At 59.9% G+C, this 26,221-nt stretch carries 24 protein-coding genes; 8 read left to right on the forward strand and 16 right to left on the reverse strand.

What is annotated here, in order from left to right:
- Nucleotides 1–264 precede the first annotated feature (264 nt).
- The 16 genes from NKH37_RS27530 to NKH37_RS27605 all read right to left on the reverse strand — a co-directional run bounded on the left by NKH37_RS27530 (nucleotide 265) and on the right by NKH37_RS27605 (nucleotide 16,145).
- Nucleotides 265–2,160, reverse strand: a complete 1,896-nt coding sequence (locus tag NKH37_RS27530; protein WP_352937923.1) for an ABC transporter ATP-binding protein — start codon at nucleotides 2,158–2,160, stop codon at nucleotides 265–267.
- The gene (locus NKH37_RS27535; RefSeq protein ID WP_353041853.1) at nucleotides 2,160–4,028 is read right to left on the reverse strand and encodes an ABC transporter ATP-binding protein; all 1,869 of its coding nucleotides are present in this window, start codon (nucleotides 4,026–4,028) and stop codon (nucleotides 2,160–2,162) included. Before NKH37_RS27535 ends, NKH37_RS27530 begins: the two co-directional genes overlap by 1 nt.
- Nucleotides 4,029–4,101: 73 nt before the next feature.
- Nucleotides 4,102–5,007, reverse strand: coding sequence for an SIR2 family NAD-dependent protein deacylase (locus tag NKH37_RS27540; protein ID WP_353041855.1), 906 nt, complete (start codon nucleotides 5,005–5,007; stop codon nucleotides 4,102–4,104).
- Between the two features lie 38 nt (nucleotides 5,008–5,045).
- Nucleotides 5,046–5,258: a putative nitrogen fixation protein NifT gene (gene nifT / locus NKH37_RS27545; protein WP_023678250.1), complete on the reverse strand. Its 213-nt coding sequence runs from the start codon at nucleotides 5,256–5,258 to the stop codon at nucleotides 5,046–5,048.
- Entirely contained in the window at nucleotides 5,255–5,575 is a 321-nt protein-coding gene (locus NKH37_RS27550) for a nitrogen fixation protein NifZ (protein ID WP_352450751.1), read from the reverse strand. The genes nifT and NKH37_RS27550 overlap by 4 nt, the downstream gene beginning before the upstream one ends.
- A 99-nt stretch (nucleotides 5,576–5,674) precedes the next feature.
- Nucleotides 5,675–5,869, reverse strand: a complete 195-nt coding sequence (locus NKH37_RS27555) for a 4Fe-4S dicluster domain-containing protein (protein WP_023678248.1) — start codon at nucleotides 5,867–5,869, stop codon at nucleotides 5,675–5,677.
- Nucleotides 5,870–5,900: 31 nt separating this feature from the next.
- Nucleotides 5,901–7,379 (reverse strand): nitrogenase cofactor biosynthesis protein NifB, encoded by a 1,479-nt coding sequence (gene nifB / locus NKH37_RS27560; protein WP_353041858.1) that lies wholly within the window; start codon nucleotides 7,377–7,379, stop codon nucleotides 5,901–5,903.
- Between the two features lie 238 nt (nucleotides 7,380–7,617).
- Nucleotides 7,618–9,381, reverse strand: coding sequence for a nif-specific transcriptional activator NifA (nifA, locus tag NKH37_RS27565; RefSeq protein ID WP_353041860.1), 1,764 nt, complete (start codon nucleotides 9,379–9,381; stop codon nucleotides 7,618–7,620).
- A gap of 195 nt (nucleotides 9,382–9,576) precedes the next feature.
- On the reverse strand, nucleotides 9,577–9,876 hold the full coding sequence (locus NKH37_RS27570; RefSeq protein ID WP_352480510.1) for a ferredoxin family protein: 300 nt from the start codon (nucleotides 9,874–9,876) through the stop codon (nucleotides 9,577–9,579).
- An 11-nt stretch (nucleotides 9,877–9,887) separates the two neighbouring features.
- A complete protein-coding gene (locus tag NKH37_RS27575; protein WP_353041886.1) occupies nucleotides 9,888–11,195 on the reverse strand; it encodes an FAD-binding protein in 1,308 nt (435 codons plus the stop codon).
- Between the two features lie 9 nt (nucleotides 11,196–11,204).
- Nucleotides 11,205–12,314 (reverse strand): electron transfer flavoprotein subunit alpha/FixB family protein, encoded by a 1,110-nt coding sequence (locus NKH37_RS27580; RefSeq protein ID WP_353041862.1) that lies wholly within the window; start codon nucleotides 12,312–12,314, stop codon nucleotides 11,205–11,207.
- 18 nt (nucleotides 12,315–12,332) lie between these two features.
- Complete coding sequence (locus NKH37_RS27585; RefSeq protein WP_352752958.1) at nucleotides 12,333–13,184, reverse strand: electron transfer flavoprotein subunit beta/FixA family protein; 852 nt, start codon at nucleotides 13,182–13,184, stop codon at nucleotides 12,333–12,335.
- 188 nt (nucleotides 13,185–13,372) lie between these two features.
- Nucleotides 13,373–13,753, reverse strand: a complete 381-nt coding sequence (gene nifW, locus NKH37_RS27590) for a nitrogenase stabilizing/protective protein NifW (protein WP_352483769.1) — start codon at nucleotides 13,751–13,753, stop codon at nucleotides 13,373–13,375.
- On the reverse strand, nucleotides 13,750–14,151 hold the full coding sequence (locus tag NKH37_RS27595) for a homocitrate synthase/isopropylmalate synthase family protein (protein ID WP_352815530.1): 402 nt from the start codon (nucleotides 14,149–14,151) through the stop codon (nucleotides 13,750–13,752). Before NKH37_RS27595 ends, nifW begins: the two co-directional genes overlap by 4 nt.
- On the reverse strand, nucleotides 14,148–15,365 hold the full coding sequence (gene nifS / locus NKH37_RS27600) for a cysteine desulfurase NifS (RefSeq protein WP_352483767.1): 1,218 nt from the start codon (nucleotides 15,363–15,365) through the stop codon (nucleotides 14,148–14,150). The genes NKH37_RS27595 and nifS overlap by 4 nt, the downstream gene beginning before the upstream one ends.
- A 459-nt stretch (nucleotides 15,366–15,824) precedes the next feature.
- Nucleotides 15,825–16,145, reverse strand: a complete 321-nt coding sequence (locus NKH37_RS27605) for a HesB/IscA family protein (protein ID WP_023678237.1) — start codon at nucleotides 16,143–16,145, stop codon at nucleotides 15,825–15,827.
- A 725-nt stretch (nucleotides 16,146–16,870) separates the two neighbouring features.
- On the opposite strand from NKH37_RS27605, the gene NKH37_RS27610 reads away from it, so the two are divergent.
- The 8 genes from NKH37_RS27610 to NKH37_RS27645 all read left to right on the forward strand — a co-directional run bounded on the left by NKH37_RS27610 (nucleotide 16,871) and on the right by NKH37_RS27645 (nucleotide 26,215).
- Nucleotides 16,871–17,938 carry a hemin-degrading factor gene (locus NKH37_RS27610; RefSeq protein ID WP_353041866.1) on the forward strand — a complete coding sequence of 356 codons (1,068 nt, stop codon included), beginning with the start codon at nucleotides 16,871–16,873 and terminating at the stop codon, nucleotides 17,936–17,938.
- 894 nt (nucleotides 17,939–18,832) lie between these two features.
- Complete coding sequence (locus tag NKH37_RS27615; RefSeq protein ID WP_352483765.1) at nucleotides 18,833–20,050, forward strand: cytochrome P450; 1,218 nt, start codon at nucleotides 18,833–18,835, stop codon at nucleotides 20,048–20,050.
- 40 nt (nucleotides 20,051–20,090) lie between these two features.
- Complete coding sequence (locus NKH37_RS27620; RefSeq protein ID WP_352483764.1) at nucleotides 20,091–20,318, forward strand: ferredoxin; 228 nt, start codon at nucleotides 20,091–20,093, stop codon at nucleotides 20,316–20,318.
- Between the two features lie 299 nt (nucleotides 20,319–20,617).
- The gene (locus NKH37_RS27625) at nucleotides 20,618–21,262 is read left to right on the forward strand and encodes a nitrogen fixation protein NifQ (RefSeq protein WP_352483763.1); all 645 of its coding nucleotides are present in this window, start codon (nucleotides 20,618–20,620) and stop codon (nucleotides 21,260–21,262) included.
- A 161-nt stretch (nucleotides 21,263–21,423) separates the two neighbouring features.
- Nucleotides 21,424–21,564: a hypothetical protein gene (locus tag NKH37_RS27630; RefSeq protein WP_352483762.1), complete on the forward strand. Its 141-nt coding sequence runs from the start codon at nucleotides 21,424–21,426 to the stop codon at nucleotides 21,562–21,564.
- Between the two features lie 777 nt (nucleotides 21,565–22,341).
- Nucleotides 22,342–23,556, forward strand: a complete 1,215-nt coding sequence (locus NKH37_RS27635; protein WP_352483761.1) for an N-6 DNA methylase — start codon at nucleotides 22,342–22,344, stop codon at nucleotides 23,554–23,556.
- Complete coding sequence (locus tag NKH37_RS27640; RefSeq protein WP_352483760.1) at nucleotides 23,553–25,298, forward strand: zinc ribbon domain-containing protein; 1,746 nt, start codon at nucleotides 23,553–23,555, stop codon at nucleotides 25,296–25,298. Before NKH37_RS27635 ends, NKH37_RS27640 begins: the two co-directional genes overlap by 4 nt.
- Nucleotides 25,295–26,215, forward strand: a complete 921-nt coding sequence (locus NKH37_RS27645; RefSeq protein ID WP_352483759.1) for a hypothetical protein — start codon at nucleotides 25,295–25,297, stop codon at nucleotides 26,213–26,215. Before NKH37_RS27640 ends, NKH37_RS27645 begins: the two co-directional genes overlap by 4 nt.
- Nucleotides 26,216–26,221: the final 6 nt, after the last annotated feature.

The following is a 26,221-nucleotide window of genomic DNA, read 5'->3' on the forward strand; positions in this document are numbered from 1 at the left end:
AAGCCGTCACTCGCTACGGCGCTGTTGAGGGCGCGCTCGCGAGCGGGTTTGCTACGCCGAGGGACACCACCTGGAGCGAGTTCGCCCGATGCCGCGGGGTGCACCGCGGTCGGGATAACGATGCTGAAGGAAATCGTTCGCAGCCGGTCTTCACGATCTGCGCGAGTGCTTTGCATGAATGCTGCCTGCTTCCTCGTCTTCGGCGGCCTGAGTGTCCGCCGGCACGCCCGAAGTCAATGCCAGTACCACAAGGCCGCCAAGACGTCAGGTCTCGGAGCCGGCTTGTACGGTCGTATCGTGTTCGGGAATATCGTCGAAGGAGGCGTAGTTGAGATTGTAGAGTTTGGAATACAGGCCCCCCACGGCTATTAGCTGATCGTGGTTGCCAGTCGCAACAACTTGGCCATTCTGAAGCACGATGATGCGGTCGGCACCCCGGATCGTGGCAAGACGGTGGGCGATGACGAGGCCAGTGCGCCCTTCAAGCAGCTTTATCAGAGCCTTCTGAATCTGCATTTCCGTGTAGCTGTCGATGTTGGCGGTAGCTTCGTCGAGCACGAGGATCTTGGCGTCGGCGACGAGGGCGCGGGCGAAACTGATAAGCTGGCGCTGTCCGAGAGATAAGTTGTCGCCGCGTTCGCCAAGTTGGGTCTCATACCCGTCGGCGAGGCTCATGATGAAGTCGTGGGCGCCGACCGCCTTGGCCGCCTCGATCACCTTGTCGCGCGTGGCCTCTGTCTTGTGGTATCGAATGTTCTCGAAGACCGTCCCGGTGAACAGGAACGGCTCCTGCAGCACCATGGCGACCTGACGGCCGAGCGATTCCTGGGTGAGATCGCGCACATCATGTCCGCCGACCAGCACTTGGCCCTGCTGAACATCATAGAAGCGGTGGACCAGGGCCATCGCACTCGATTTGCCAGAACCGCTCGGCCCGACCAGTGCGACCGTCTCGCCGGGATTGACCCGGAAGGAAACATTTTTCAGCACCGAACGGTTCGGATTGTAGCCGAAGGTGACGTCCCTGAACTCGACCGAGCCGTCCATTTCGGGCGAAAGCACCTCGGCATTGGGTTTGTCCTGAACATCGATCTTGACGTCGAGCACATCGGTCAGGCGCTTGCCTGAGGCCATGGCGCGCTGCATGACCGAATATTGCAGGGAGAGTGAGCGGATCGGGTCAAAGAAGCGCTGGATGTAAAATAGGAAGGCAACCAATATGCCCACATCTATGCGGCCATTCATGACCATCGAGCCGCCGACCACAATAACGGCGGCCATGGCGAGGCCGGTGAGGCCATCGACGATAGGCACCATGACCAGTGCATATTTGGCAGCGATCAGGTGGGTCCTGAGGTTGGCATGGGCCTTGTCGTCAAAAAGAATGGAATTCACCTGCTGGCGGTCCATGGACTGGACGGTGCGCACGCCGTGAATGGCTTCGGCCAGCGCGCCGTTGACCACGGAATTAGTCTCGTGTGCAGCCATGAAGGCGTCGCGGGCACGCGGCAGCCAGACAATGCGGACGATCACCAGGACCGGCAGGCCCGAGAGCGTCAGGAGGCCGAGGCGGAAGTCGAGCCACAGCATTACGAAAACGATGCCGAAGAGAAGCGCAACATCGCCTACGGAATATACCGAGGTTTCGAGGAATTCCTGTATGGAGTTGACGTCGCCTTGCAGGCGCGACATCAGGCGTCCGACCTCGGTCTTGTCCATGAAGGAGAGCGAAACCTTCTGCAGATGGCCGAACATGGCGCGGCGGATGTCGAACAGGACAGTTTCGGCCACTTTCCCAACCACCGTCTCCTGTATGTAGCCGGCGGTGAAATTGACCAAAATCGCCAAAACGAACGCGCCGACGGCCGCAAGCTGGGCTGAGCGATCGGTCCTTGCCGGGTTCATGCCCTGGTCGATCGCGGAGCGGATGATCAACGGGACGAGAAGCTGCGTCCCGGTGAAGATCAGCATTGCGGCAATCGTGATGACTACCCTGGCACGATAGGGACGGACGAAGGCCCAGATGCGCCGGAGGATGCTCTTGTCGAAAGCCCGGCCGAACATCTCCTCCTCGATACGGTGCGAGCCGACAACCGCGCGCGGAGGGCGTCTGCCGTCGTCACGTTCGGCTTCGAGTTCGCCGGCGCGGCCCTGGGCCATCAGCGGGCACCCCCATACTGGGTCATGATGTCATCACCCGGGCGCGTCTGGAGATCGTAAAGGGCCCTGTAGCATCCCCGCTTCGCCAAAAGCTCTTGATGCGTCCCGCGTTCTACTATTTCGCCCTTATCGACAAAAAGGATCTGGTCGGCGTGCATAAGCGCACTCAGCCGGTGCGCGATGATGATCGTCACCCGATCCTTGGCGAAGCGCCGCATCGCCGCGCGGATGCGCTGCTCGGTGCCGGCATCGATCGCGGCCGTTGAGTCGTCGAAAACGACGACGGAGGGGCGCAGCATCATGGTGCGAGCAATCGTGAGACGCTGGCGCTGGCCGCCAGAGAGAGAGACGCCGCGTTCGCCCACGACCGTCTCGTAGCCTGCTGGGAGCCCGAGTACGTAGTTGTGGAGCTGGGCGAATTCGCCAGCGCGTTCTATTCGCTCTCTCTTCGCCCAGGGATCGCCATAAGCGATGTTGTTCTCGATCGTGGTGGTGAATAGGAATGCATCCTGCTGTACGACGGCGACCGCCTTGCGAAGCGTCGCGAGGGTGACATTGCGTATGTCCTGGCCGTCCAGCGTGATGGCGCCACCGGTCACGTCGTAAAAGCGGGGGACCAGATGAGCCATCGTCGATTTGCCCGAACCGGGCGGACCGACGATCGCGATCGTCTCGCCTCTACAGGCCTCAAAGCTGAGGTTCTTCAGAATGGCGCGGTTTTCGGCGCTGGGGTACGCAAACGAGACATTGTGGAAGCGCAGAGTGCCGTCGCTTATCTCGAGCGGTCTGGCCTCGAGAGCATCCCTGATTGCGATCTCCTGGTCGAGGAGACCGAAAAGCCGCGAACCGCAGCTAGAAGCGCGGGCAAAGGCATTGACCATGAGGCCGATCTGGCGGACTGGCATTTGCAGGATTGTCATGAAGGTCAGGAAGGTCGCCACCGTTCCGACGCTGATCTCGCCAGCGACGAGCTTGCTGCCACCGATCCAGAGCACCAATCCCATTGCGAAAAAGAAGGACAAGGTCATCGCCGACGTGCTGGGCACGTAAATGTCGACGCGGTCGTTGGCGAGGTCGAGCGCGTTCTTCGAAGCGCCGTCGAACTTCAGCATCTCATAGGCTTGAGCCGCAAAAGCGCGGACCACGCGGATGCCTGCGAGATTTTCCTCCATCACGCGGCTTAGTACCGAAAGCCGCTCATGCAGGTCGAGCCAGGTGGCGCGCAGCCTAAGCTGTGTGGCCGATGAGCGCCAGGCGACAAAAGGCACGAAGCTCAGCGCGACCAGGCCGAGCATGGGATCGGTCGAGATCATCATGTAGGCGCCGATCCCGATCAGCATGGTGAGCAGGACCACGCGAACGAGCGCGGTGGAAAAATACATCCGCACGCCTTGGAGATCGAGCATTCCGATGGTGATCAGATCGCCTGAATGGACCCGGTCGTGAAAGGAAAAGCTGAGACGCTGGATCTTGTCGTAGTAGGCGAGCCGCAGTTCGTACGCGACATGATGCCCGACGGCTTCGGCAAAATAGTTCTGCGCCATCGTGAAAAGGCCGCGTAGCGCGCTGACGGCGAGCAGCAGGAGAGCCGGGGTCCAGAGCGCTTGTCCTGCCGCGGTCCCCGCGACACCGCCCCCAATGGCTGTCTGGGTCTGGTCGACAGCCCGGCCGAGAAGCTGGGGAATGAGCAACTGGAGGATTGCCGCCATGATCGTCGAGCCCATAGCGAAGGCGACCTGCCAGGGATGCCGCAAATTCATACGCGTGATGCGCAACAGCGTACTCAAATCCCGGCCCCAGCGCGCCGCTTCCACATCGGTCAACGAATTCAGAGCGTTCGTTGCGCTGTCGATAGCATCACTGCTCACGGTTGTATTCCCGACTGCATTTTTCGCCTTCGAGGCAAGCCGAAGGACCAATCATCAAAGGGGCCCGCCATTGTTAATCCTGTCCACCACCTGCAGCAGTGCCCGTTCCTATAAGCCGAGCCGCGGCTTCACTTACTGGCATGTCGATCACCGTGATGCCGCTTGCCGCAAGGAAACGCGATTCGTTTCTGGTCAGCGTTTCCGCGTCCATTACTGCGCAATGTGGACCTCGGGAGCGCTTCATGATCTGCCTGGCGTAGGTGCGCAGCATCTGATCGTTGAAGCGGCAGCCAACGAAGAAAAATCCGCGGGTGATGCGCCGTTCCTTCACCACGTCTGGGATCGGTGTCTGGATATCGATTTCGGTCAGGACTTCGACATAGTCGGAATCTGCGACGAGAAAGTTTTGCGCCGGCCTAATACTCCCGTGAGGTGTATAGAGAACCGTCTTTGCCCCCGATCGGGGGTCGAGTTCCCTCCCGGACAAATCGTAGGTTTTCGTCCAAATGTTACCGATTTCGTTCGCCCGCGTGACGCCTTGTATCTCAACGACGTCCGTTCGGCCGGTCTCTACGAGAGCCGTGCGCATCGCGCCGTCGTACCAGCTGTCGACGATGAGGGAGAGCGGCAGCCTTGCGAGCCAGGCGTGGAGGAGGGTAGGCGCCACCGGCGCTGCGAATATGTCGGTCATCCAAGCTTGAAGCGTCCGGCGATGCCGGCGCTGTTCGATGAACTGCGCAACCGACCACATATTGGTGCGGATCCTGGAAGGGGCTGGCGCCCGTGCATTGAGTGCCGCGGCAACGACCTCGGGCGTATGCGGCACAGGCGGTTCCGTACAGTTGAACCCAAGAAGACCCGGACCGAGATAGGGGATCACCTGATCGGCGGCGAGCGCTTCCTTCGCCAGGTCAAGCAGCTTTTCGGCAAAACTGTCCCGCACGATGACCAGGTGGCCCGATGTCAGGATCGTGTTCATGCTCGTTTCCTCGCGACGCACCTTATGAACGGGCAGCATCAGTCCTCTTCGGAAACCTTCCTTGCCTCGACGGTGATCGGCAGACGCGTATCCCGTGGAAGATCGGGTAGGAGGAGCCGCCACCCGTTCCTGAGCGTCACAGTTCCGCCCCACAACTCTTCCTTCTCGAGCTTGATGATCGGCTCTTCGAGGTCCTTCTTCGGGACATACGCCGACAAGCCAGCATCGGTCCTGCGGATCATGACTTTCATCTGGCCGTCCCTTCATTGGTATTGCTATCAGCACTGCAGGGCACCTCGGCTTTGTCGAGGCTCATCAGTTCACGCGCTCGCATGCCGACGACTGTGCCACGGTCGATCCATTCGACCGCATAGATGAAGAACTGCTGGAGAAAGGTGCCAATGTCGCGCACATATCCCTCGTCGCCCTTCCGCACGAGATTTTCGCCGATCTCCCTGCCAGGATAGGTGCCGTCATTCTTTATGTGGCGAGTGGCACGTACCCGCTCTCCCGGCATGAATCGTGGAGGCCTGCGGATTTCGACCTCCTCTTCGCGTCCGAGCGACATGTCCGTTCCCTGATTTCTCTTGAGGCTGCAGATTGTGAACAAAGGCGTTCCAGGCGTCCTGCGCAGGCAGCCCCGACCATGTCGGCAGCCCAATGTCCGTCACGCAGGAACGCAGGTCTTCGGCACCGGGCATACCGAGGCACATTGCTGCGCATCGAAGACCCCCTCGCATTCGGTGCACTTTTGCGGCTCGATCACATAGCTCTCGCCTTTGAACTTGATCGCGCCGGAGGGACACTCGAATTCGCAGGCGCCGCATTGGGTGCATTGGGATGCGATGATCTTGAAAGCCATTTTAACTCCTGGTCCGAATGGATGAGACAGCTCAGGCCGTCGCCGCGAGTGCGGGGGTCCCAGACGCGGCCGCGTAAATCGCGCTGATTGCGGTCTCGATATAGTCGTGGGCATATGCGTCGGTGGCTTGGATTCCAGCGTCCGCGAGCTGACCCTGCGGGCAATTTCCGATCTTGGCGCACAGCACGAAATCTATGCCTTCAAGCGCTGCGATGACGCCATCGAGGGCGGCTTCTCCGCCCCAACCGCCGAGGCAATACTGCTCCACCTTCCGATGCCCGACAAAGCTGATCCCTCTCGGCGAGGCTTGATAAACCTGGAATTCCTTCGCATGGCCGAAATGTTCATTGACGCGGCCGCCGCCCTTGGTCGCCACCGCGAAGAGAAGGGACTTGCCGGGGCTCGCTGCCTTGACCAATCCGATCGCTTCTCTCCTAGCCGCCACGTGATCACGGCGCTCCTCCGCGACCAGCTCCCGATAGGCCTTGCGATTGCCGGCATCGTAGGTGACCTCGGCGGGGATCCGGTCGACTGTGAATTCCTGGCCACGATCCTCTCCGAGCAGGCCGACGGCATCTGCCCGGCACTGCCGGCAGTGGCGCATCAACTGGGCGCCGCCTTCGACACGATCCTGAAGAGCCTTCATCTCCATTGCGTTTGGGCCGCGTTGCCCGCTCAGTCCGTAGTGCGTGCCGTGCGCCGGGTCCGAAATCAGCGGCATGAGGTTGTGCAGGAACGCGCCTCGCTCCTTGACCCATCTATTCACCTCGATCAGATGCTCATCGTTCACGCCGGGGATCATCACCGAATTGATTTTGGTGAGAATGCCGCGCGCGGTCAGCATCTCCAGACCCAACATCTGCCGCTCGTGCAGGATCCGGGCGGCTTCGATGCCGACGTAGCGGCGATGGTCGTAAAAGATCCAAGGATAGATCTTTGCACCGACCTCAGGGTCGACCATGTTGATGGTGATCGTCACGTGATCGACATTCATGTCGGCAAGCTCATCGACATGGTCCGGCAGCGCGAGCCCATTCGTGGAGATGCAAAACTTGATGTCTGGGATTTCCCTGGCAACTCGTTCGAACGTTGCCTTCGTCTTCTTCCAGTCGTAACAGGCATCGCCAGGTCCGGCGATGCCGAGCACGGAGAGCTGCGGCACCTCGTTGGCGACCGCGACCACCTTGCGTAGCGCCTGGTCGGGCGTCAGCTTTTCGGAGACCACCCCAGGCCGGCTTTCGTTGGCGCAGTCATATTTGCGATTGCAGTAGTTGCACTGGATATTGCAGCCGGGCGCGACCGCGACGTGCATGCGCGCGAAATAGTGATGCGCCTCTTCTGAAAAGCAGGGGTGATCCTTGATCTTTTCCCAGATAGCCGGATCCATGTCGTCCGGCTTTATCGACGAGCCGCAGGACGAAGACGCGCAGCCACCGGCTTTCACGGTGGCAAGCAACTGGTCATCGAATGTCGTGCTGAGGCTCTCAAGCGAAATTGCCGGTGCGGACATCGAACGGCTCCGTTGCTGGGTGAATGTCGCAGTTCAAACCGCAAGAGCTATGCCAGCTCAAAGAGCGGGTTTGGTTCACGAATTGGCTTTCGTGTCGGATTCCGTCGGATTGCTCCGACACACCTTTGTCGGGCTTCCGACAGTGGACAAGCAAATCGGGTCGCGAAGGCTACCAGCCTTGGGCGCGAAGAGTGTGAGGGAGACTACTCCGGGCTTACGTTTGGCGTCATCACGACGTCTAGAATTTCTTCACCTCGATGCCATGCCGGCGCAGCGCGTAGCCGATTTGCCGCGGCGTGAGGCCGAGGATACGAGCCGCCCTGGCCTGAACCCAACCGGCCTTGTCCATCGCGTCGATCAGCCGGTCGCGTTCCGTCAGACGCGGGGGACAAGCGGGATCGTTCGGATCGCCGGCCGCTAGGGGAGATGCGTTGCCTGCGGAGGCACCGATGCGACTGGCCGGCAGCCGCAATCCGACCGGCACTGCGTTGACCCGTGCGAGATCGTCGATGGCATTGCCGCCATTCGAGCGGTCGGCTCGCTTCCAGAGGAGCCAGGAAAGGCACTGGCTCTTCTTACAGGCGAAATCGGATTGAGTGATCGTCCTTGAACGCGCAAGTGTGGCCGTCCTATGGACGCAGTTCTCCAGCTCGCGGACGTTACCAGGGAAGTAGCATTGCGAGATCAGGTCAAGCGCCGACGGTGCGAAGGCGAGTGCGCGATCGTTCTCCTTGTTGAATCGGTTGAGGAAGGCGTTCGCAAGGCGTGGAATATCGCCGGGTCGCTCTCTGAGCGGAGGCAGGATAATTGGCACCACATTGATGCGGTAATAAAGGTCGGCCCTGAACTCCCCTTTTATGACGGCCGTCTCGAGGTCCTTGTTGGTGGCGCATATGAGGCGCACGTCGACCTGTAGCGTTTTGGTGCCGCCGACTCGCTCCAACTCGCCTTCCTGCAAGACACGCAACAGTTTGGCTTGAAAGGCCGGCGAAATCTCGCCGATTTCATCAAGTAGCAGCGTTCCCTCATTTGCCAATTCAAAACGACCGGCGCGCTGGGAGATAGCACCCGTGAAAGCGCCCTTTTCATGCCCAAACAGTTCTGACTCCAGAACGCTTTCAGACAGTGCGGCGCAGTTCAATTTGACGAAAGACTTCTTCCTCCGACGTGAGAGCTTATGGATGGCTTGCGCAAAGAATTCCTTGCCGGTGCCGCTTTCACCCCGCAGTAGCACGGTGGAATTGGTCCCTGCTACGACCGAGACGGTTTCGAGCACCTGCTTGAGTGCGGGGCTTTCCCCGATGATCCCGTCGATTTTGACATCCGCATGCCGGGCAGGGTCGTAGGTCCTCCTCTCGTTGGGCGATTTCTCCGGTCTCCATTGCTCATGGACAGACCGCTGACGATCTGTACTCAGGATGCGATGGAGACGGATCGTCCGGCCGACAAGGTTGGCGACCATCGTCAGGAAGTATGTGTCCTCGTCGTCGCGAAAGTCGGTGGCGCCGTCTCCGGCGCGGTCGATCGACAATGTCCCAAGGATTTTATGATCAGCCTTTAGCGGGATACCGATAAAGGCAATTGGGATGGTGCCGCTGCTCGAAGATGTTTGAAGGTCCGCCTGAAATAGTTGGGACTTGCGGACGTCCGGTATGAACAGCGGCGTCCCCGTAGCGACGATTTGATCTGTTATGGCCTGTGGTATGACGCGGCGAGTGCCTGATTGAGGTGCGTGGGCATTGCCGGCAGTTGCGGCAATCTCCGGCTCTCCTTCAGCGTCCAGGACGACGATTGCTCCGTGACGCATCTGCAGAAACGAAGGCAGGATGTTCACGACATTGGCGAGCGTAATCTCCAGCTCGCTGGGGGCGGTCAGCACCTTCGATATCTCGTAGAGTCCCCTGAGCGCGATATCTGCTTGGGGCATGCTTTTGATGGGCGGTTCAGGGCGGGTATCCCGAGGTGCTACCTCGTCGACCCGATCTTGCGGTACGTGAGCCATGGAAACACCTCAGGGGTTGTCGTCCAGAGTGCTCCTCCTTTTGTATCTCAATTCTGAAAGCACAGTATTCACGAGCTTCTCTTCGTTGCGAGGCCATTCTAGCAAAGATAGACTTGGCCTTGGCCCCGACCTCAGGTGTACCAAGATTGACCCTGTTCCTCAGGTGTACCAAGATTGACCCTGTTGATACGGTGGTCATCCGAATTTGAAGAGCACTCCGAAGCCGCCGCGTGGATAGTTCCACTCGATCTCGCCACTGGTCTCGCACAAAATCCGGCAGGTGCCGCACTCCATGCAGCCGTCGGCGGTGATCTCCACTTGACCTTTGTCGTTCAACTCATAACATTTCGCCGGGCAGACGTGGGTCAGCGCGAGCAAGTTCGCGCTTGGCCTCTCGTGCGGTAGCACTTTGATATGCGGACGGCCGGAATCCACCAAGTAGCGGTTCTGGTAAAGCTTGTCCTCGACACGTGACTTCGTCACTGCGATCGTCATTTCGTCTCCCCTCAGCGCCACGCCAATGCAAGGCGGACCGCGTCGCTGACCAGCCCCCAGCGCGAGCGCGCCTTGATGAAGGCCGCCGTGGTCGCCTTTTCCTTCTCGGTCTTCGGCGTGCCGTCGACACGCATGAAGTTCTGCGCGGCTTGCGACACCAACCGCGGATAAGTCGTGAAGTAATTGCAGGAATTGGTGTGGAGCAAGGCCGGCATGTCTTTGTATTTCCTTAGGTCCTTGACCACGAAGGACTTGTCCAGCATGGCTTTGTAAAGGGCGAGATTCCGTTTGGTCATAGGACCGTTGCGGCTCTTGACCTCGATGATTGCCTCAGCCGCGATGCGGCCGGAGGTCATGGCGAGGTTCGAACCCTCGCGGTGAATGGCGTTGTTCAGTTGCGCGGCATCGCCGACCACGACCCAACCGTCGCCAAAGAGCTGCGGAATAGCCTTGTAGCCGCCTTCGGGAATGAGATGCGCGGAATATTCTTTCACTTCCGAGCCGGCAATCAGCGGCCGGATCGAAGGATGGGTTTTTAATGCGTCGAGGAGGACGTAAGGGCTCTCGACCATCGCGGCGAAGTCGGAGACGAGGCAGCCAATGCCCAGTGAGATCGACTCCTTGTTGGTGTAGAGGAAGCCGAGCCCGGCCATGCTGCGGGAGGTCGTGCCCACCGCCTCGATCACGCAGCCTTCATCGCCTTTGAGGCCGAACCGCTGCTCAATGACCTCTTCGGGGAGGAAATGCATTTCCTTGACGGCGAGCGCCACGGTTTGCGGCTTCGGCATCTCGCGCAGGCCGGCCCGCGTGCCAAGCAGTCCGCAGACACCTTCTGCGAGGACGACCACGTCCGCGTAGATGGCTCCGCCGGCCCGGTCTGTGCGGACGCCGATCACCCTGTCCTTGGCGTCACGGATGAGTTCCGTCACTGTCGTCTCGCACAGAACCGTCGCGCCGGCCTCGCGCACCTTACGCGAAAACCACTTGTCGAACTGGGCACGGATGATCGTGTAGCGGTTGGGCTTCGCCTCATTGAAGTCGTCCGACCGATAGTGAATCCCGGTATGGGATGTGTCGTCCATCACCCAAAGCCGCTGTTCAACCAAATGCCGCTCGAGAGGCGCATCGTCCCGGAAATCCGGGATGATCTTCTCCAGCATGTTCGCGTACATGATGGCACCCTGGACATTCTTGGAGCCTGGATATTCACCCCGCTCCAACTGCAGCACCTTCAGGCCGTGGCTGGCCATGGTGTAGGCAGCTGCGTTTCCGGACATGCCGGCCCCAATAACAATGGCGTCGAATTTTTCCTCAATCATGTCCATCCCTTAGCTCGCAAGCTTATCGCGACTGTGGGGCGACAGCCGCCGGGTGAAGGCTTCCGTCAGTGCGGGCAGGAAGCGGATCGCGTCGGTGACGATCCCGAGGTGAGCGAAATCGAAAATCGGCGCGTTCGGGTCGGTGTTGATGGCCACGATGAGATCCGCCCCCTCGACGCCAACCCGATGCTGGACGGCGCCGGAAATCCCGGCCGCTATGTAAAGCTTCGGCCGGATGGTCTTGCCAGTTTGGCCGATCTGCCGATCAGCTGGCATCCAGCTCTTCTGGACCAACGGGCGCGAACAGCCGTGCTCGCCGCCGATTGCTCGCGCGAGATTCTTCACAAGCTGCAGGTTTTCCGCCGCGCCTAGACCGAGCCCTCCCGCAACCACGACGTCGGCATAGGCAAGATTTGCCTTTGCCGACTGACTATCCGGCAGGAAGCCGAGGATTTTGGTAACGATCTCGTCCTCGGCTACCGAGAGCTTGTGCCGGATGACACGCCCGACCGGTTTATCCGCTCGCTGCGGCATGGGCATGACCCTCGGTCGCACTGTCGCCATCTGGGGTCGGAAATTGAGCGTATAGATCGTGCACAACAAGGAACCGCCGAAAGTCGGACGGGTGGCGGCGAGCGAACCGTCGGTATCCACATCGAGTTCGGTGCAGTCGGCCGTGAGCCCTGTCTGCAAGGTCGTCGCCACGGAGCCGGCAAGATCCCTGCCGAGTGTGGTGGCACCGAGAAGAAGGATCTCGGGTTTGTGGGTATCGACCAGATCCGTCATCGCCTTGGTGAATGGCTCGTTCCGATAGTCGGCGAGCAGCGGCGCCTCGACGATGTAGACAAGGTCCGCGCCATAAGCGAACGCTTCGGCAACGGCGTTCCCGATGGCCTCTCCCGGCGGTCCAAGCACGACCCCCGCAAGCTGGACCTGAAGCTTGTGTGCTAACTTGCGGCCTTCGCCGAGCAGTTCGAATGATACGGGATGGACCTGGCCGCGTTCGAGCTCGATGAAAACCCAAACGTGCCGGTAGTCCTTGAAATGCGCGGGCAGCTCCTTCTTTATGCCGGCACGGCCGGCGGCAGGGCGAGGCGTTTCTCGGTTCGCGTTCGACATCGTCTGATCCTTGCCCTCTCACGCGCCGCCGTTGAAGGCGAGCTCATGTTCCAATGCCGGCTGGCGGGTGAAGATTGCCGTGATGAGTTCGTCAGCGACATCGCGCAAGGCCATCTCGGCGGTGTCGATTTTTGCCGCCTTTTCCGCCCGCGCAGGAGGGGCGAAAACGCGCTTGACGACCGTCGGTGAACCGCGCAGGCCGCATTTGGTGAGATCCTCAATGCCGGCGTCGGCGGCACTCCATTTCAAGACCTGGCTGCGCGCGGCGCACAGGGCGTCCTGGATCGAGCCCCGGCGGATCTCGTTTGTGCCTTCCAGCATCGTGATCAGGCAAGGGAGCCTGCTCTTCAGCATCTGTGTGCCGCCTTCGGAGCGGCGCTCAACCTTGATCTCGCGCGCAGCAAGGTCAATAGAGGCGATCTTCGCGACATAGGTCAGCTGCAGGAGTCCGAGGCGCTTGGCGATGCCGGGCCCGACCTGGGCGGTGTCGCCATCGATCGTCTGCTTGCCGGTGAAGACGAGGTCTGGCGTGCCGAACGTCTCGCCAACCTTCGCGATTGCCTGGGAAAGGGCGAACGAGGTCGCCAGCGTGTCGGAGCCGGCAAAATAGCGGTCGGTCAAGAGCACCGCTCGGTCGGCGCCGTAACCGAGCGCCTTGCGCAGCGCGTCCTCTGCCATAGGCGGACCCATAGTGAGCACGGTAACTTCGCCACCATGGGCGTCGCGCAGTCTGAGGGCTTCTTCGAGGGCGAACAGGTCGTAAGGGTTGATGATGGTCGGAACACCCTGGCGCATGATAGTGTTCGTCACCGGATGGACCCTTATCTGTGCCGAGTCCGGCACCTGCTTGATGCAGATTACGATGTGCATTGGCGGTTTCTCTAGGCTCCTGTCCGGATGCGGGCTTGGCGGTTATCTCTTTGGTGCGCATCATTCGTGCCAACTGTTTTGCGCTGCCCCCTATTCCTAGAACTTCGCTTGGTTGCTTCTGAGGGCGCCGTGGTGATGACCAGATTTGTCGGCTTCTCGACATTGTCGCGTCGCAACCCGTGTCGCGGTCATTCCTGTCCGAACCGCTTCAGTACGGAGTCGAACGGGACAAAGGTGCGGCCCGGCGTGGCAGGTTTGTTCGGATCGTGGTCTTTGAGCACCTTGAAGACCCGGTGGGTGAGCGGCGAGGAAATCGCGAAGTCCTCGTAAGCGCGTTCGAGCGTCGCGCGCACCCGCGCGGCAATCACCTGGTCGGGCAGACCGGAGAAATCTTCTTCGGCAAGGTATTGGCCCACGCGCTTCATGATATGGAGCCGCGAGACATTCAGCACCTTCGGGTCATAGGAGACGCCAAGGACTGCGAAGAACTCCTCCGCAGCCGACAGGCGCTTCAGTCGTGCGAGGATGTCGGTGATATCGATGGGGCGGCTGTCAGCGGAACAATTCATTGCATTCTCCCTGGTCGGAAAACTGTGGTGTCGGTGCGCTCGCGCACGGCTGACCTGGACCCGCACAGCTCCGCGAGGGATGCCTCGCGGCACATTCCATCGTAGAGCTCGACCAGTTGAGTTGCAGTGACGGTCGATTTGGTCTCGGCCGCCTCGCGCCGGACGCGGGCCACCATCGCGGCTGCCAGATCCGGGTCGAGATCGCGACCGCTTTCGCTCAGCACATGGGCAATCGCAGTGGCGCCGGAATGCTTGCCGATGACGATACGCCGGCAGCGGCCCACGAGAGCCGGATCGAGCCCTTGATAAGTACGCGAGTCCTTCGTGGTAAAGGCGACGCCGGGCGCCTGCTCGCCATCGCGCAAGGTCGTATCGTTAAGAAAGACATGACGGGTCATGAACGGCACCCTGTTCTGCTGCCGCTCAGGCATGTACCGGATTGAACGTCTTCGAAGCTTCGCTTACCCGGCCCAGAACTGGGAAAGCTACGCAGCTTCCCCACGATCCCCGGCATGACCTCGAGCACCCGGTCGACGTCCTCTTCGCCGTTGTCCCGCGCCAAGGAGAAGCGGACTGCCGCGTGTGGCGTTTTCATCGCGCTCAGGACATGGCTCGGTTCCAGCGAACCGGAGGTGCAGGCGGAGCCGGAGGAACACGCGATGCCCACGCGGCTGAGGAGAAGTGGAATTCCATCACTTTCGACATGTTCGAAGGAGATGTTTGCGGTGTTGGGCAACCGTTCCAGGGGATCACCAGTGACACAGGTGCTTGGGATGCGCTGGAGAATCCCGTCCTCTAAACGGTCGCGGAGCGACTTTACCCGTGTGGTCTCGTCGTCCATGAATTTCAAGGCGAGTTCGGCCGCCATGCCGAGCCCGACTATGCCGGGCGTATTCTCGGTGCCGGCACGCCGGTTGTGTTCTTGGTGGCCCCCCTTGATCAGCGAGTGGAAATTGACGCCACGTTTTACGAAAAGCGCGCCGATCCCTTTCGGCCCGTGCAGCTTGTGGCCGGAGAGCGACAGCATGTCGATTGCGGTCGACTTCAGGTCCATCGGAAGCTTGCCGACCGCCTGCACAGCATCGGTATGGAAAAGGGCGCCCACTTCCTTGGCCAACTCGGCAAGCCTGGCCACGGGGAAGATCACACCAGTCTCATTGTTCGCCCACATTATCGAGACGATTGCCACCTGTGGGGTGAGGGCGGCCATATAGGCGTCGAGGTCGAGCCGGCCACGGCAATCCACCGGGATCCTGTGCACCTTGACGCGGCGGGTCTTCTCAAGATGCGCGCAGAGCGTCAGCACGGCGGGATGCTCGACCGCGGACGTAACGATCTCGGTTCGGTTGGGCGCCGCCTCGAGCGCCGAAAGAAGCGCTGCATTGTCGCTTTCTGTCCCACCCGAGGTGAAGGTGATCTCATCGTCGAACTCCGCGCCGATCAGAGCTTGCAACTGCCTCCGCGCCTTTCTCACCGCCGCACTGACTGAGGCGCCAAGAGCGTGCGCCGACGAAGGGTTGCCGAATTGATCCCTAAAGAACGGCAACATCGCTTGCACGACCTCAGGATCGACCCGTGTGGTTGCGTTGTTGTCGAGGTAGACAGGTTTCATGTGCGATCCTCAGTTGACCGGAATGACGCGAGCGCGCGACCGCCTCATTGAGCCTCTGGCGTATGCCGTTGATGATGATGGGCCCGAACTGGCAGCCGGCGCGGACGCCCGAGAGTTTGACGTAGACCGGATCGGCGTCGACATGGCCAGTCCGCAGTCGCCGCCGTCAGCCCGCAGGTAAGGACGCCCGAACACGACAACGTTATCGATAAGCCGAATTTGGCGCAGCGGCGCGATTTGGCCGCCAGCAGCTTGGGTGCCACCAGGAACCGAACTGTTTCGGGAGGCGACGTTCTTTGCATCCTACCTGAAGCGATTGCCGGTCCCAAGATCGGCTTCGACCTTGCCTTGTTCTTGAGGACAGGGACATCTGTTGTGCCGGCCATATAAGCCTCCTCTGCCGCAAATGAGTCCGTCGGCGGCAATCGCTTCATGGACCCGCACAGGCGCTTCGGGCGATCAACTGAAGGACTTGCCGCAGCCGCACTTCTCGCGCGCGTTGGGGTTATCGAAGACAAAGCCGGAAGATTCGAGCCCTGTGAGGAAGTCGACGGTCATGCCGGCGACATGCGGTTGGGAGCCCGCGTCCACGAACAGCTTGATCCCATCTGTCTCGGTGATCGCGTCGCCCTCGCGCGACACGCTCTCCAGGCCCATTAAGTATTTGAAGCCGGCGCAGCCGCCGGCCTGGACCATGATGCGAAAGCCTTCGGCCGGCTCGCTGGCGCGGGAAAGAGCAGTCTTGATGGCGGCAACAGCGTTGTCGGTGAGCGTAATCATGGCTCCATTCTCCTCAGTCCGGGACCTGCTTGCGCATCACGTTGCATGCACCGTGCCAAAGCGAAAAAATGTTTCAACACAGCGCGGCATCTCTGACCCTGCGGTGTTTCTTGTGAGTCCATTGCTGCGAAGGTGTCGGCCAACCGACACGTACTGTCGGGTTTGTCGGGTCCGCCACGCGGGATGTTGGGCCTGAGTGGTTGGCTGAACTCACATTAAACCAATGACCATTACAGAACACTCCTTCTGAGCTTGCTTCGACGCAATTGGCACGGTTTTTGAAGCTCCACTGGCGAGGCGGCAAGAGACTGCCGATCCACAATCGTGTCGTGGGTGCCCTCGCGATCGATGCGGCGAAGCAAGGGAGCAACATGTCAGGACTGGGTCAGACACGCTTTGTTTGGCGAAGCAGCGCCGCCCGTGGCATCCGAATGACCGATTGGCCGATTGCGACAACACCCACAATCGCTCACCACCGCCCGGTGGCCACCGACCGGCTCGATGAGATTCCATCGGCATGTGCCTGCTCGTGTCACTCGGGTCTCGCCGGTCCGATAGCACCCCCGGTTTTCGCGCGGGTGCGACGACGTGCGCACGCTGTCCAGCGACACTTTGTTCCCGGGCCAGCAGCAGATCAGGGTCGAGCATTACGGCGCGCCCGATCGGCTGAAGATTCACCGGCAGGGCAGCTGATCCTCACACGTAGGTGGAAGCAGGGGTAAGACATGGACCAGCGCGAGAAACCGTCGCCGGACGAAATCCGGCGGGCGTGCGAAGACAATCCGAAAATCCGGGAGCATGATCTCGCCGCTCGATTGGGCATTTCGGAAGCCGAATTGGTCGCGGCGCATTGTGGTCACGGCGCGGTGCGCATCGAGCCGCGCGTCGATGATCTGCTGACCGGCCTCGAGGCGGTCGGCGAGGTGATGGCGCTCACCCGTAATGAAAGTGCCGTGCACGAAAAGATCGGTGTTTACGACAAAGTGGTCACCGGCAACCAGCATGCCATGGTGCTCGGCGACGACATCGACCTGCGCATCTTCCCGAAAGCGTGGGCGTATGGCTTCGCCGTCGAGAAGCGCGAAGGAGCCGAGATCCGCCGCAGCCTGCAATTCTTTGATGCCACCGGCGAGGCGATGCACAAAGTACATCTCAGGCCCGCCTCGAACCTGCACGCCTATCAGAATCTGGTGGCAGAGCTCGTATCCTCCGACCAGGAGCCGATCATATCGGTCGAGGCGAGCGGGGCGCGCGATAACGCAGTGAGTCCAGACCAAGCCGCCACGGTCGACGACCTACGCGAGCACTGGAGCCGGCTGAGCGACGTGCATCAGTTCTACCATATGTTGAAGACACTGAAGCTCAGCCGCTGCCAGGCGATGCGTATGGCCGACGAGGATTACGTCTGGCTGCTCGACAATGATGCCGTTGGCGCCCTGTTCCAACAGGCGGCCGAAGACGAGATGCCGATCATGTGCTTTGTCGGCAATCGTGGTTGCATCCAGATCCATTCCGGCCCGATCAAGTCGGTCAAGCAGATCGGGCCGCGGATCAATGTGCTCGACGAGACCTTCCATCTGCATCTTAGGACCCATCACATCCGCGAGGTCTGGGCCGTGCGCAAGCCGACGAGGGACGGTCACGTCACGTCCATTGAAGCCTATGGCGCCGACGGCAACATGATCATCCAGTTCTTCGGCACGCGCAAAGAAGGCGAACGCGAGCGCAGCGACTGGCGGTTTCTGGCCGAGAGTCTGCCACGCGTTCCCGGTCCGACCGACAGGGATGTGTAGAGCCCGACAGGCCCTCGGATTGAACCGGCCGCCATAGGACTCGGCACCACGTTCCGACAGCGGCTCGCGAGGAGATATAGGTCCATGTGCGATAGAGCTTGCCGTCGTAGCGCATACGGACGGTCAGGTGTGCACGCCGGAATTGTCCGCATCGATACAGTCAAGCTCGTCGTCGGCCGGACCGCTGCGGACGAGTGCATCGCCGTCTAGCCGGAAATCCTTGCAGCGGCTGCGAGCGATACAACGCATACGCCATCAGCGCCGAACCGAAGCTCGGCTCGATCTTGTTGATAATTTCGATCATCGCACGCAAGCGCCGCCGGGTCCTGTCGGACCGCACCCGATCCTTGCGCGGGATCGCGTCGTTGCTCAATCCGGGCCGTGCGAACGATCTCCTCGCTAGTCGACCGGAAGGCAGTGCAGCAGCAGCCAGGCCGAACAGCCCGGTGTCGCGGACTCGACAAAACCGACCGTGGATGTCGGTTGTCGGACGTTGTCCCAAGAATGATGGACAGGTGATCATCAACTTAGCGGCGGCGGGCCCAGTGCAGGCTGGCATCGCTTGGTGCAGCGCCATGGGTAACGCCTATCCGGCACGCGACTTGCTTTGACAATTTGATCAGCAGGGCGTCAGCAGTGCGTCACGGAGCTCAGCGGTGATTGACCAGCCTCTCAACCCTAACTGGATAAGCGGCGGCTTTGCTTCATGACCGCAGCGCTGCGGAGATGCCCCTTCTGATTGACTTCGATCTCATCCGCGCTGGTGCAGGTGGGCTGTATCGGGCGACAGAATCTAGAAGGCGCCCGACAAGAGACGTACCCATGCCGGAATCGACTTTATGAACAGCGGTGCAATCTCAATCGAGCCATGAACGCCAATGTAGAGAAAGCAAAATGGCGACCAACCCCGTTCCAGATCATGTCCCGCCCGAAATGGTGAGGGACTTCAGCCTGTTTACGTCACCAGGGATGTCACCGACGCCCAACGGGGATCCGCAAGCAGCCGTCGCTTGCGTACATGCCGGGCCGCCGATCTTCTATTCGCCCTGCAACACGCGCGATGGGCGGGGTACCTGGGTCATCACTCGCGCCAGTGACCAGCGCCGGGTGCTGCAGGACGCCGAAACGTTTTCGAGCCATCGCAGCATCTTCGCGTCCGCGCTTGGCGAAAACTGGCCGATGATCCCGCTTGAACTGGATCCGCCTGCCCATGGCGTTTTTCGCACACTACTCAATCCGCTGCTTTCGCCAAAGCGGGTGATGGCTTTGGAACCGGCTGTCCGCGAACGGGCGGTCGAGCTGATCGAGAGGATCGCCGCGTCGGGCACAAGCTGCGACGTCATGAAGGATTTTGCATTTCCTTTCGCGGTGAGCATCTTCCTTCGCTTTCTGGGGCTGCCGGATGACCGACTCGACACATTTGTCGGCTGGGGGAAAGATCTGCTTCACGGTAACGATGTGAAACGCCCGGCGGCGGCCCGGACGATCGTGGCATTCATCGACGAACTTGCAGCCATGCGGCGCGAGGAGGCGGTTGACGATTTCATGACCTTTATCGTGCAGGCACAGGTCGAGGGCCGCCGGCTGACGGACACCCAAGTCCGCGGCATCGGCGTGCTTGTCTTCGTCGCTGGGCTCGACACGGTCGCAGCAGCTATAGGCTTTGACTTGGCCTATCTCGCGCGCAACCTCAAAGATCAGCAATTGCTTCGGAGCGAACCGGACCGGATCGTGCTCGCGGCCGAAGAATTGCTGCGCGTCTATCCGACCGTTCAGTTGATCCGCGTGGCAACGAAAGATATCGACTTCGAAGGCGCGCCGATCCGGAAGGGGGACTATGTTTCCTGCGCCACGATGATTGCCAATCGTGACCCGGCGGAATTCGAATGCCCCAACACGATCGATTTGGAGCGGGAGGACAACCGCCACGCCGCCTTTGGCTATGGTCCCCACCGTTGCCTTGGCTCACACCTTGCCCGGCGGGAGATTGTCGTTGGCCTGGAGGAGTGGCTGGCGCGCATCCCGGCTTTCAGGATCAAGCAGGGTACGGCACCCATAACCTCTGGCGGCCATGTATTCGGGATCGAAAATTTGATCCTGGACTGGTCCTAGGCCCGCCCCGAGACGGGGCACAGACAATGGAGGCAGCGTCATGCGCATCATCGTCCAAAATGCCAAATGCCAGGGTCACGCCCGATGCGCGGCGCAAGCGCCGGACATCTTCAAGCTTGATGGCGAGGGTTACATCCTGCCTGGTGACATTGAAGTTGCGGAAGGGGAGGAGCTGCCTGCATCGCGAGGCGCGCGATCCTGTCCTGAACGTGCGCTGGAACTCACCCGCGGACGCTTTGAATCGGACGTCATTCAACCGAGAGTCTAGCGGGCTTGAATGGGGTCGACCATGTGGCCGCACTGGAAAGGACGGCACGCGACCTCTGTCCCAGCACGGTCCACGTCCAACTCCGCGGGGGCATTTCCGGCGCCGAGGTGTTCCCCATGAGGCGCAAACGGCAGGGCGGGGTTCGCGAAACACCTCTTCCAATCACAGAATTTGCGACAGAGCCGATGGACCAGACGAAAATGACCGAACTACTCGACCGCGAGGCGATCCGCGACTGCCTCTACCCGAAGAACTGCCCGACCCATGTTGCGGCCGGCCGGGTCGCTGCATGACTTGATATGACAAACCAGGAGAACGGCACCATATTTGCCCAACATTATGCCCGGCTCAGCACCGGCCGATGGCCGCAGATCGAGCTGGAGAGGAGGTTCGACCAGCATGTGCTTGCCTGTGTGCTTTCACGTGCGCTCGAGGAGGGCGAGGCCGGCGAGGCGACGGTGACGGAGGCAACCGGCCTTTCGCGCGCCGAGCTGCACGATGTCCTGGCCCGCTGTTTCCCTGCTATTCCTATCAACGCGTTTGCCTTGGAAGAGGTGAGCGAGCCCGAGCCGGATCTGGAGGAAGAACTTCTGCGCGGACTGCTGCTGGCGCATGCCCGGCCGGGCGACCCGGCGAGCGCTCGCTTCGCCAAGATCATCGCCCGGCGTGCCATGCGCAATGACCATCTCTGGCAGGACCTTGGCCTTTTTAATCGAACCGACCTCGGCCGCCTGCTCGCCTCGCATTTTCCGACGCTGGCGGCCGGCAACACCCAAAACATGAAATGGAAGAAATACTTTTACCGCAAGCTCTGCGAGGCCGAAGGTTTTTCGCTGTGCAGCGCGCCCAGTTGCCGGGAATGCAATGATTTCGAAAGCTGCTTCGGCCCGGAGGAAGGCGAAAGCCGCCTCACACGGATCAAGGACGGCATCGCCTCGGATTGAGACCGCTTCGTAGATTGTACTGCGCCAGCGCTCGCGCCGCGCCATGTGTCTCTTGTCGAATGTCGACGGACACCTTCGGGGATTGAATGCTGTGCCTGCTGTCCGATTACTCGCCATGCTCGCTTCGGCGGGCGCCGTCATGATGGCGGTGCAGGATCGCCATGAATGCTGATGAGCAGGTGGCCTTCTTTGCAACCCGTGAAAATCAGCTCGCCGATCTCATGATGGAGCAGACGCAGCATCTGCAGGCCGTTCTCAGTCACATCAATCAAATCCGCCGGGGACAGGCAAATGCAGCGTAGACAATTCGTATTATGGCCGAAGCGCAGAATCTGTCCATCGATTCAAAATAGGCTGCGCATACCCAGAAATAGCGCCCGCGCTCGCACAGGATGTCGGCGCCATCGCCAGGGCCTCCGAGCGGCGCCTGCGGATGGACGTTGGTGTATTTCTCTAGCCGGAGAATGCCGGCGACAAGCCGCTCGGCTTGGGTCGGACCAGACCGCCACTCCCTAAGTGCTGTTTCCGTGCTGGAGATGCCCGAATCTTACCTTGGGATCGATGCAATTATCCAGAGGTGAATTGGGACGCCGTAGCGACGCGAGTGATGCAGATATTAGTCTGATCTGTCGATTAGACTCCCGGCTTTGTCGCAAGTCCACTCGATATCTCTGGGGCAGAGCAGCGGACTGTTTCCGAGAACCTGCGACTGCTGTTCGCAAAGAAGCGGTTGCCACCGCCAACTTATTGTAGACTCCATCTAGGAAGGCGGGAGGAAGGGCAACGCCGGCGGAACAGAGCCGGAGCGGTCTCACCGTCTGATTCGGGTGTGTGTGCAAGCCGGACAATGGCTTCCTACAGGAGTCATGCCCGCCTCTAGAGCAAACACCTTATCCAGAACCTCCAGGGGCATCGACGAAGTTCTCGGAACGAGGTGTTTGCACGACGAAGCCTGTGTTAGGAAGCTTCAGGGAAACGTCGACTTGCGCCAGCTTGCGTCCATCTCTGCCACGGATGCAGTGTCGGGATTGCGACGGAGTGAGCAGGCGATTCGTGCGCGGGTTGGTTTAGGCGATAGAATGCTTCAGGGGTTGGGAAAGAGAGGTGATCCGTTGGGACGGTTTTATACCGATCCCCTGATTGGACAAGCTTTTGTGAGCCTATTCGATCGCCGGCACGCGACTTCAATTCTAGACCTCGGTTCGGGGAGCGGTTCGCTGACCGTCGCCGCAGCGCAACGATGGGCGAGTGCTCGGATTCAGACCATCGACCTCGACCTCGATGCTGAGAAGTACATCCGACTTGGTATGGCTTCTGCCGGCCATCAAGCCCATGAGCACCTTGTCGCTGATGTACTCGATGAGGATCTTCCCGAAAAGGTCGGACAATCCCGCTTCGATCTGGCGGTATGCAACCCTCCCTATACGCGGGTTCGATGGCGCAAAGGGTTTGCGCGCATCCTCGCGGATGCAGGAATGGACCATCTGCACGCGGTCCCGCCGACGGCCCTTGGTTCCGATATCATGTTTGTCGCCCAGATCCTTCGCCTAGCAGAACCCGGAGCCGAGATTGGAGTAATTGTCCCGGACGGATTGGTCTCCGCTAGGCGATCACTCGCCGTCCGACAGGCGTTGCTCGAACGCCTCCGTGTCATGCGCATCGTTCAACTGCCGCGTGGCTCCTTCCGAGGTACTGAGGCTCAGGCTCACGTCATCGTCTTCCGGAACGAGCGAGGGCGAGGTGACCCGGTCGAAATCAGCAATATCGGCATCGACGGAATCTCTTCTCCGATCCTTGTACGGGCGGAGGATGCCGCATTCAGGATGGACTTTAGCTTCTACAAATCGACCAAGATTGTCAGGCGAGGCTTTACGCTCCGCGCAATCCAAGCAGAGATCGTCAGAGGCTCGCTTTCGTCAGCTGCGGCCCGCGCATGCGGCGAGCCGGTTTTTCACACAACCGGGTTTGATCAAACTTCGCCCTTCACATACCGTCTTTCTGGCCAGAGCCTCGGCGCGGATCGCCCTGGCAAACGCATTGCCGAGCCGGGCGACATTTTGCTGGCTAGGGTTGATCGCGAACTGCAGCGTAAGATTTGTGTCGTGGCACGAGGTCGGGCGCTCCTCACGGACTGCATATATCGCATTCGCGTACCGGCTACATGGCGCGACACTGTCGTTCGCAGCCTTTTGTCCGAGGGCGGTCAGGCGGCCCTTCTAGGAGTTTCACGAGGCGTTGGCGCGCGCATGTTGAATAGAGAGGATCTCTTGGATTTGGAGATCGAAGCTCAATGACCGGAACACCAGACGTGGACGATCAGGAATTTGATGAGACCTTAGATGATTCTTTCGAAGAGCGAGCCGACCACGTCGAGGAGAACGTCATCAAGTCAGGAACGGCAACAGGCGATCAATTCGACGAGATCGTGAGGGTCCTTTGCGCACGCGGTTTGGTGCTTCTCGTAGGTCCTCGCGGGTGCGGAAAAACCCACCTTATGCGATACGCTTGGCTCGAATGTGTTGAACACAAGGACCGACCTTTCAGCGTCTATACATCCTTGAACAGGTACCTGAGCCTCGAACCTCTTTCTAGAGCGCGGACCGATGCGAACGGACTATTCCATTCTTGGGTGCTCGCGCGAATCCTAGAGGGCGCTCAGGAAACCTTCAGGCGTGTCGGCGGCTCGTCCGACTACGATATCGGCACAGAGTTCGGCCTCGAAGCCGGGCGGCTTGCAAAGCTTGTGAAGGCTCTTGAGCGTAACTTCCAGCTCGATCCCGTCGACGAGATGGTACATCGCGAACTGTCCGTCGAAGCTGTCAAACGAGTCCTTGCGGACTTAGCTACGAGGAGTGGGCGGACGCGGACCGTGCTCCTGTTGGACGATGCGGCTCTCACCCTGTCGCCGGCATTCATGACGGAATTTCTGGACATTCTCCGGGTGATCAAGTCGCCTGAGATCGCCCCGAAATGCTCGATCTATCCCGGCACCACGGTGTTTGGAACCCGCTTCCACGCTGACCATGAGGGTAGAACCGTCTCGGCGTGGGCTGCGGTCGACAATGCAGGCTATGGCGCCATGATGCAGACGATTGCGGAGCGTCGCTACCCAGAAGGGCTCAGCGGGATTGCGCCCGAAGCGAGAACCCTTCTGCAATATGCCGCATTTGGTATTCCCCGAGCATACCTCACACTTCTCAGGTCGGTGCAGGCGGCCAAGCCGACGAAGTCGAGCATGGGATCGACGGTGACCAAGGTGATCCGCGCGCATCGCGACAATAGAATTCGCGAGTTTCGGTCTCTGGGAGAGAAGGTCGTAGAGCTCAAAACACTCATCCGCGTTGGCGAGAAGTTCTTCGACGGCGTCGTTGCGGCGATGACTGCTCGCAATGAAGAGCTCAAGGGCAAGCGTGAGAAGGCCACCGTACTAGGCATCGAGGCCAAGGAATTCGACCCCCTATCGAGCCGAATGGTGGATCTCCTAGCTGAAGCTGGTCTGCTTCACAGGGAAGAAGAAGTGTCGCATGGACGCGATCGGACGTATCGGCGCTTCACCCCGCACCTAGCCGCTCTGATCGCTGAGCGAGCGTTCTCGCCCGGTGAACGGGGTACATCACTCGGAAACATCGTCGAGTTCATCGCCCGGCCTAACGAAAAGCATCCGGTTCGGAGGAACTTCACGACGCTGTTCAGCGCTCAAGGTATCAACGAAACGCTCAAACTCGATCTCCCTCCCTGTCAAAATTGCCAGACCCCAAGGAATGCTGAGAAGCAGAAATTCTGCCAGAACTGCGGGAGCAAGCTCGTCGACGAGTTGATTTACAATCGCATTATGGCGATGGAGATCAACGGCGTTCCTGGCCTCACCGAATTCCTGATCGGAAAAATGGAAAGTGCCAACATCAAGACGGTTGGAGCGCTGCGAGCTCTACAGGACCCAGGTACCGAGCTCCGAAAGATCCATTCGATCGCCCAAGCACGTTCTGATCGAATTCTCACCAAGGTTGAGGACTACGTTGACGAGATGATGTCATGACGGCAATCGCGATCCGTCCCCTTGTCGAGGTCCAGCCCCTTCCTTCCATCGATACAACACAGCTCTTCAGACACACCAATGAAGTGTGGAGCCCCATCGACAAATTCATTGCGAACACCAACGCCATCAACGTCATTTTGGCTGGCGCCACTGCAAACAGGGTTCCCTCACCGGAGCTGTGTTCCATCGTCCTGCTGGGATACCTTTCGGCAGTCGAGACCTATTTCAGAACATTGCTTAGTCGGCTTGCCCACATTGACGAACTGACTATGGAGGCACTTGGACAGAAACAGCTCCTGTTTTCGGTGGCAATGAAACGTCCCCGTGAGTCCCTTGCGGAAGCACTCTATGAAGACTCATTCGCCTCGGTGAAGGAACTTAAAGCGCGCCTGGGCGAGATCGGGATGACCAAGCTTCCGCCGGAGATCGACGCCGCGCTTGGAACCTACGAAAGCATCTGCCACGTCCGCCACTGTTGCGTGCACCGCTTCGGATACCTTGGCAATAAGAATGCCAACGACCTTGGTATGTCGAAACACCACCATCTCATTGGCGGTCTATTTTCCGCATCGACAGAAGATCTTGACAACATTGCTGATGCGCTACAAGTATTTGTGAAGACATGCAACAATCATATCTTTAAATTCGTGACTGATCGTACTGTTGCTGCGCAGATTGATTCAAGACAGGAATTCGAATGGGGTTGGAATTGGACCTGGAAATTCAAAACCGATAAAAAGCGGTTCAAGCCGTATTACGATCTATTTGCTCTTGTTGTCGGCCGTCCGTCGAGCGTGGCGATAAAGGACGCTTACATGCAATTCAGGGATTCTAACGCCGCGAAGGTAGCCGCAATGACTGGTCGACGTGATGCTTCTGGCCGTGCTGCTCGGCGTGAGGCCGAACGCGATGATTAGTACAAG

The organism is Mesorhizobium sp. M1217, assembly GCF_040318275.1.
Classification (GTDB): domain Bacteria; phylum Pseudomonadota; class Alphaproteobacteria; order Rhizobiales; family Rhizobiaceae; genus Mesorhizobium.

What these genes read in the sequence shown, in the direction of transcription:
- NKH37_RS27530 (WP_352937923.1), bottom strand. Translation starts at nt 2,160, where the DNA reads ATGGCCCAGGGCCGCGCCGGCGAACTCGAAGCCGAACGTGACGACGGC.
- NKH37_RS27585 (WP_352752958.1), bottom strand. Translation starts at nt 13,184, where the DNA reads ATGCACATCGTAATCTGCATCAAGCAGGTGCCGGACTCGGCACAGATA.
- nifW (WP_352483769.1), bottom strand. Translation starts at nt 13,753, where the DNA reads ATGAATTGTTCCGCTGACAGCCGCCCCATCGATATCACCGACATCCTC.
- nifA (WP_353041860.1), bottom strand. Translation starts at nt 9,381, where the DNA reads ATGGCTCACGTACCGCAAGATCGGGTCGACGAGGTAGCACCTCGGGAT.
- NKH37_RS27620 (WP_352483764.1), top strand. Translation starts at nt 20,091, where the DNA reads ATGCGCATCATCGTCCAAAATGCCAAATGCCAGGGTCACGCCCGATGC.
- nifT (WP_023678250.1), bottom strand. Translation starts at nt 5,258, where the DNA reads ATGAAAGTCATGATCCGCAGGACCGATGCTGGCTTGTCGGCGTATGTC.
- NKH37_RS27645 (WP_352483759.1), top strand. Translation starts at nt 25,295, where the DNA reads ATGACGGCAATCGCGATCCGTCCCCTTGTCGAGGTCCAGCCCCTTCCT.
- NKH37_RS27555 (WP_023678248.1), bottom strand. Translation starts at nt 5,869, where the DNA reads ATGGCTTTCAAGATCATCGCATCCCAATGCACCCAATGCGGCGCCTGC.
- nifS (WP_352483767.1), bottom strand. Translation starts at nt 15,365, where the DNA reads ATGAAACCTGTCTACCTCGACAACAACGCAACCACACGGGTCGATCCT.
- NKH37_RS27540 (WP_353041855.1), bottom strand. Translation starts at nt 5,007, where the DNA reads ATGAACACGATCCTGACATCGGGCCACCTGGTCATCGTGCGGGACAGT.
- NKH37_RS27605 (WP_023678237.1), bottom strand. Translation starts at nt 16,145, where the DNA reads ATGATTACGCTCACCGACAACGCTGTTGCCGCCATCAAGACTGCTCTT.
- NKH37_RS27550 (WP_352450751.1), bottom strand. Translation starts at nt 5,575, where the DNA reads ATGTCGCTCGGACGCGAAGAGGAGGTCGAAATCCGCAGGCCTCCACGA.
- NKH37_RS27615 (WP_352483765.1), top strand. Translation starts at nt 18,833, where the DNA reads ATGGCGACCAACCCCGTTCCAGATCATGTCCCGCCCGAAATGGTGAGG.
- NKH37_RS27580 (WP_353041862.1), bottom strand. Translation starts at nt 12,314, where the DNA reads ATGTCGAACGCGAACCGAGAAACGCCTCGCCCTGCCGCCGGCCGTGCC.
- NKH37_RS27630 (WP_352483762.1), top strand. Translation starts at nt 21,424, where the DNA reads ATGAATGCTGATGAGCAGGTGGCCTTCTTTGCAACCCGTGAAAATCAG.
- NKH37_RS27575 (WP_353041886.1), bottom strand. Translation starts at nt 11,195, where the DNA reads ATGATTGAGGAAAAATTCGACGCCATTGTTATTGGGGCCGGCATGTCC.
- NKH37_RS27625 (WP_352483763.1), top strand. Translation starts at nt 20,618, where the DNA reads ATGACAAACCAGGAGAACGGCACCATATTTGCCCAACATTATGCCCGG.
- NKH37_RS27570 (WP_352480510.1), bottom strand. Translation starts at nt 9,876, where the DNA reads ATGACGATCGCAGTGACGAAGTCACGTGTCGAGGACAAGCTTTACCAG.
- nifB (WP_353041858.1), bottom strand. Translation starts at nt 7,379, where the DNA reads ATGTCCGCACCGGCAATTTCGCTTGAGAGCCTCAGCACGACATTCGAT.
- NKH37_RS27640 (WP_352483760.1), top strand. Translation starts at nt 23,553, where the DNA reads ATGACCGGAACACCAGACGTGGACGATCAGGAATTTGATGAGACCTTA.
- NKH37_RS27610 (WP_353041866.1), top strand. Translation starts at nt 16,871, where the DNA reads ATGGACCAGCGCGAGAAACCGTCGCCGGACGAAATCCGGCGGGCGTGC.
- NKH37_RS27595 (WP_352815530.1), bottom strand. Translation starts at nt 14,151, where the DNA reads ATGACCCGTCATGTCTTTCTTAACGATACGACCTTGCGCGATGGCGAG.
- NKH37_RS27635 (WP_352483761.1), top strand. Translation starts at nt 22,342, where the DNA reads ATGCTTCAGGGGTTGGGAAAGAGAGGTGATCCGTTGGGACGGTTTTAT.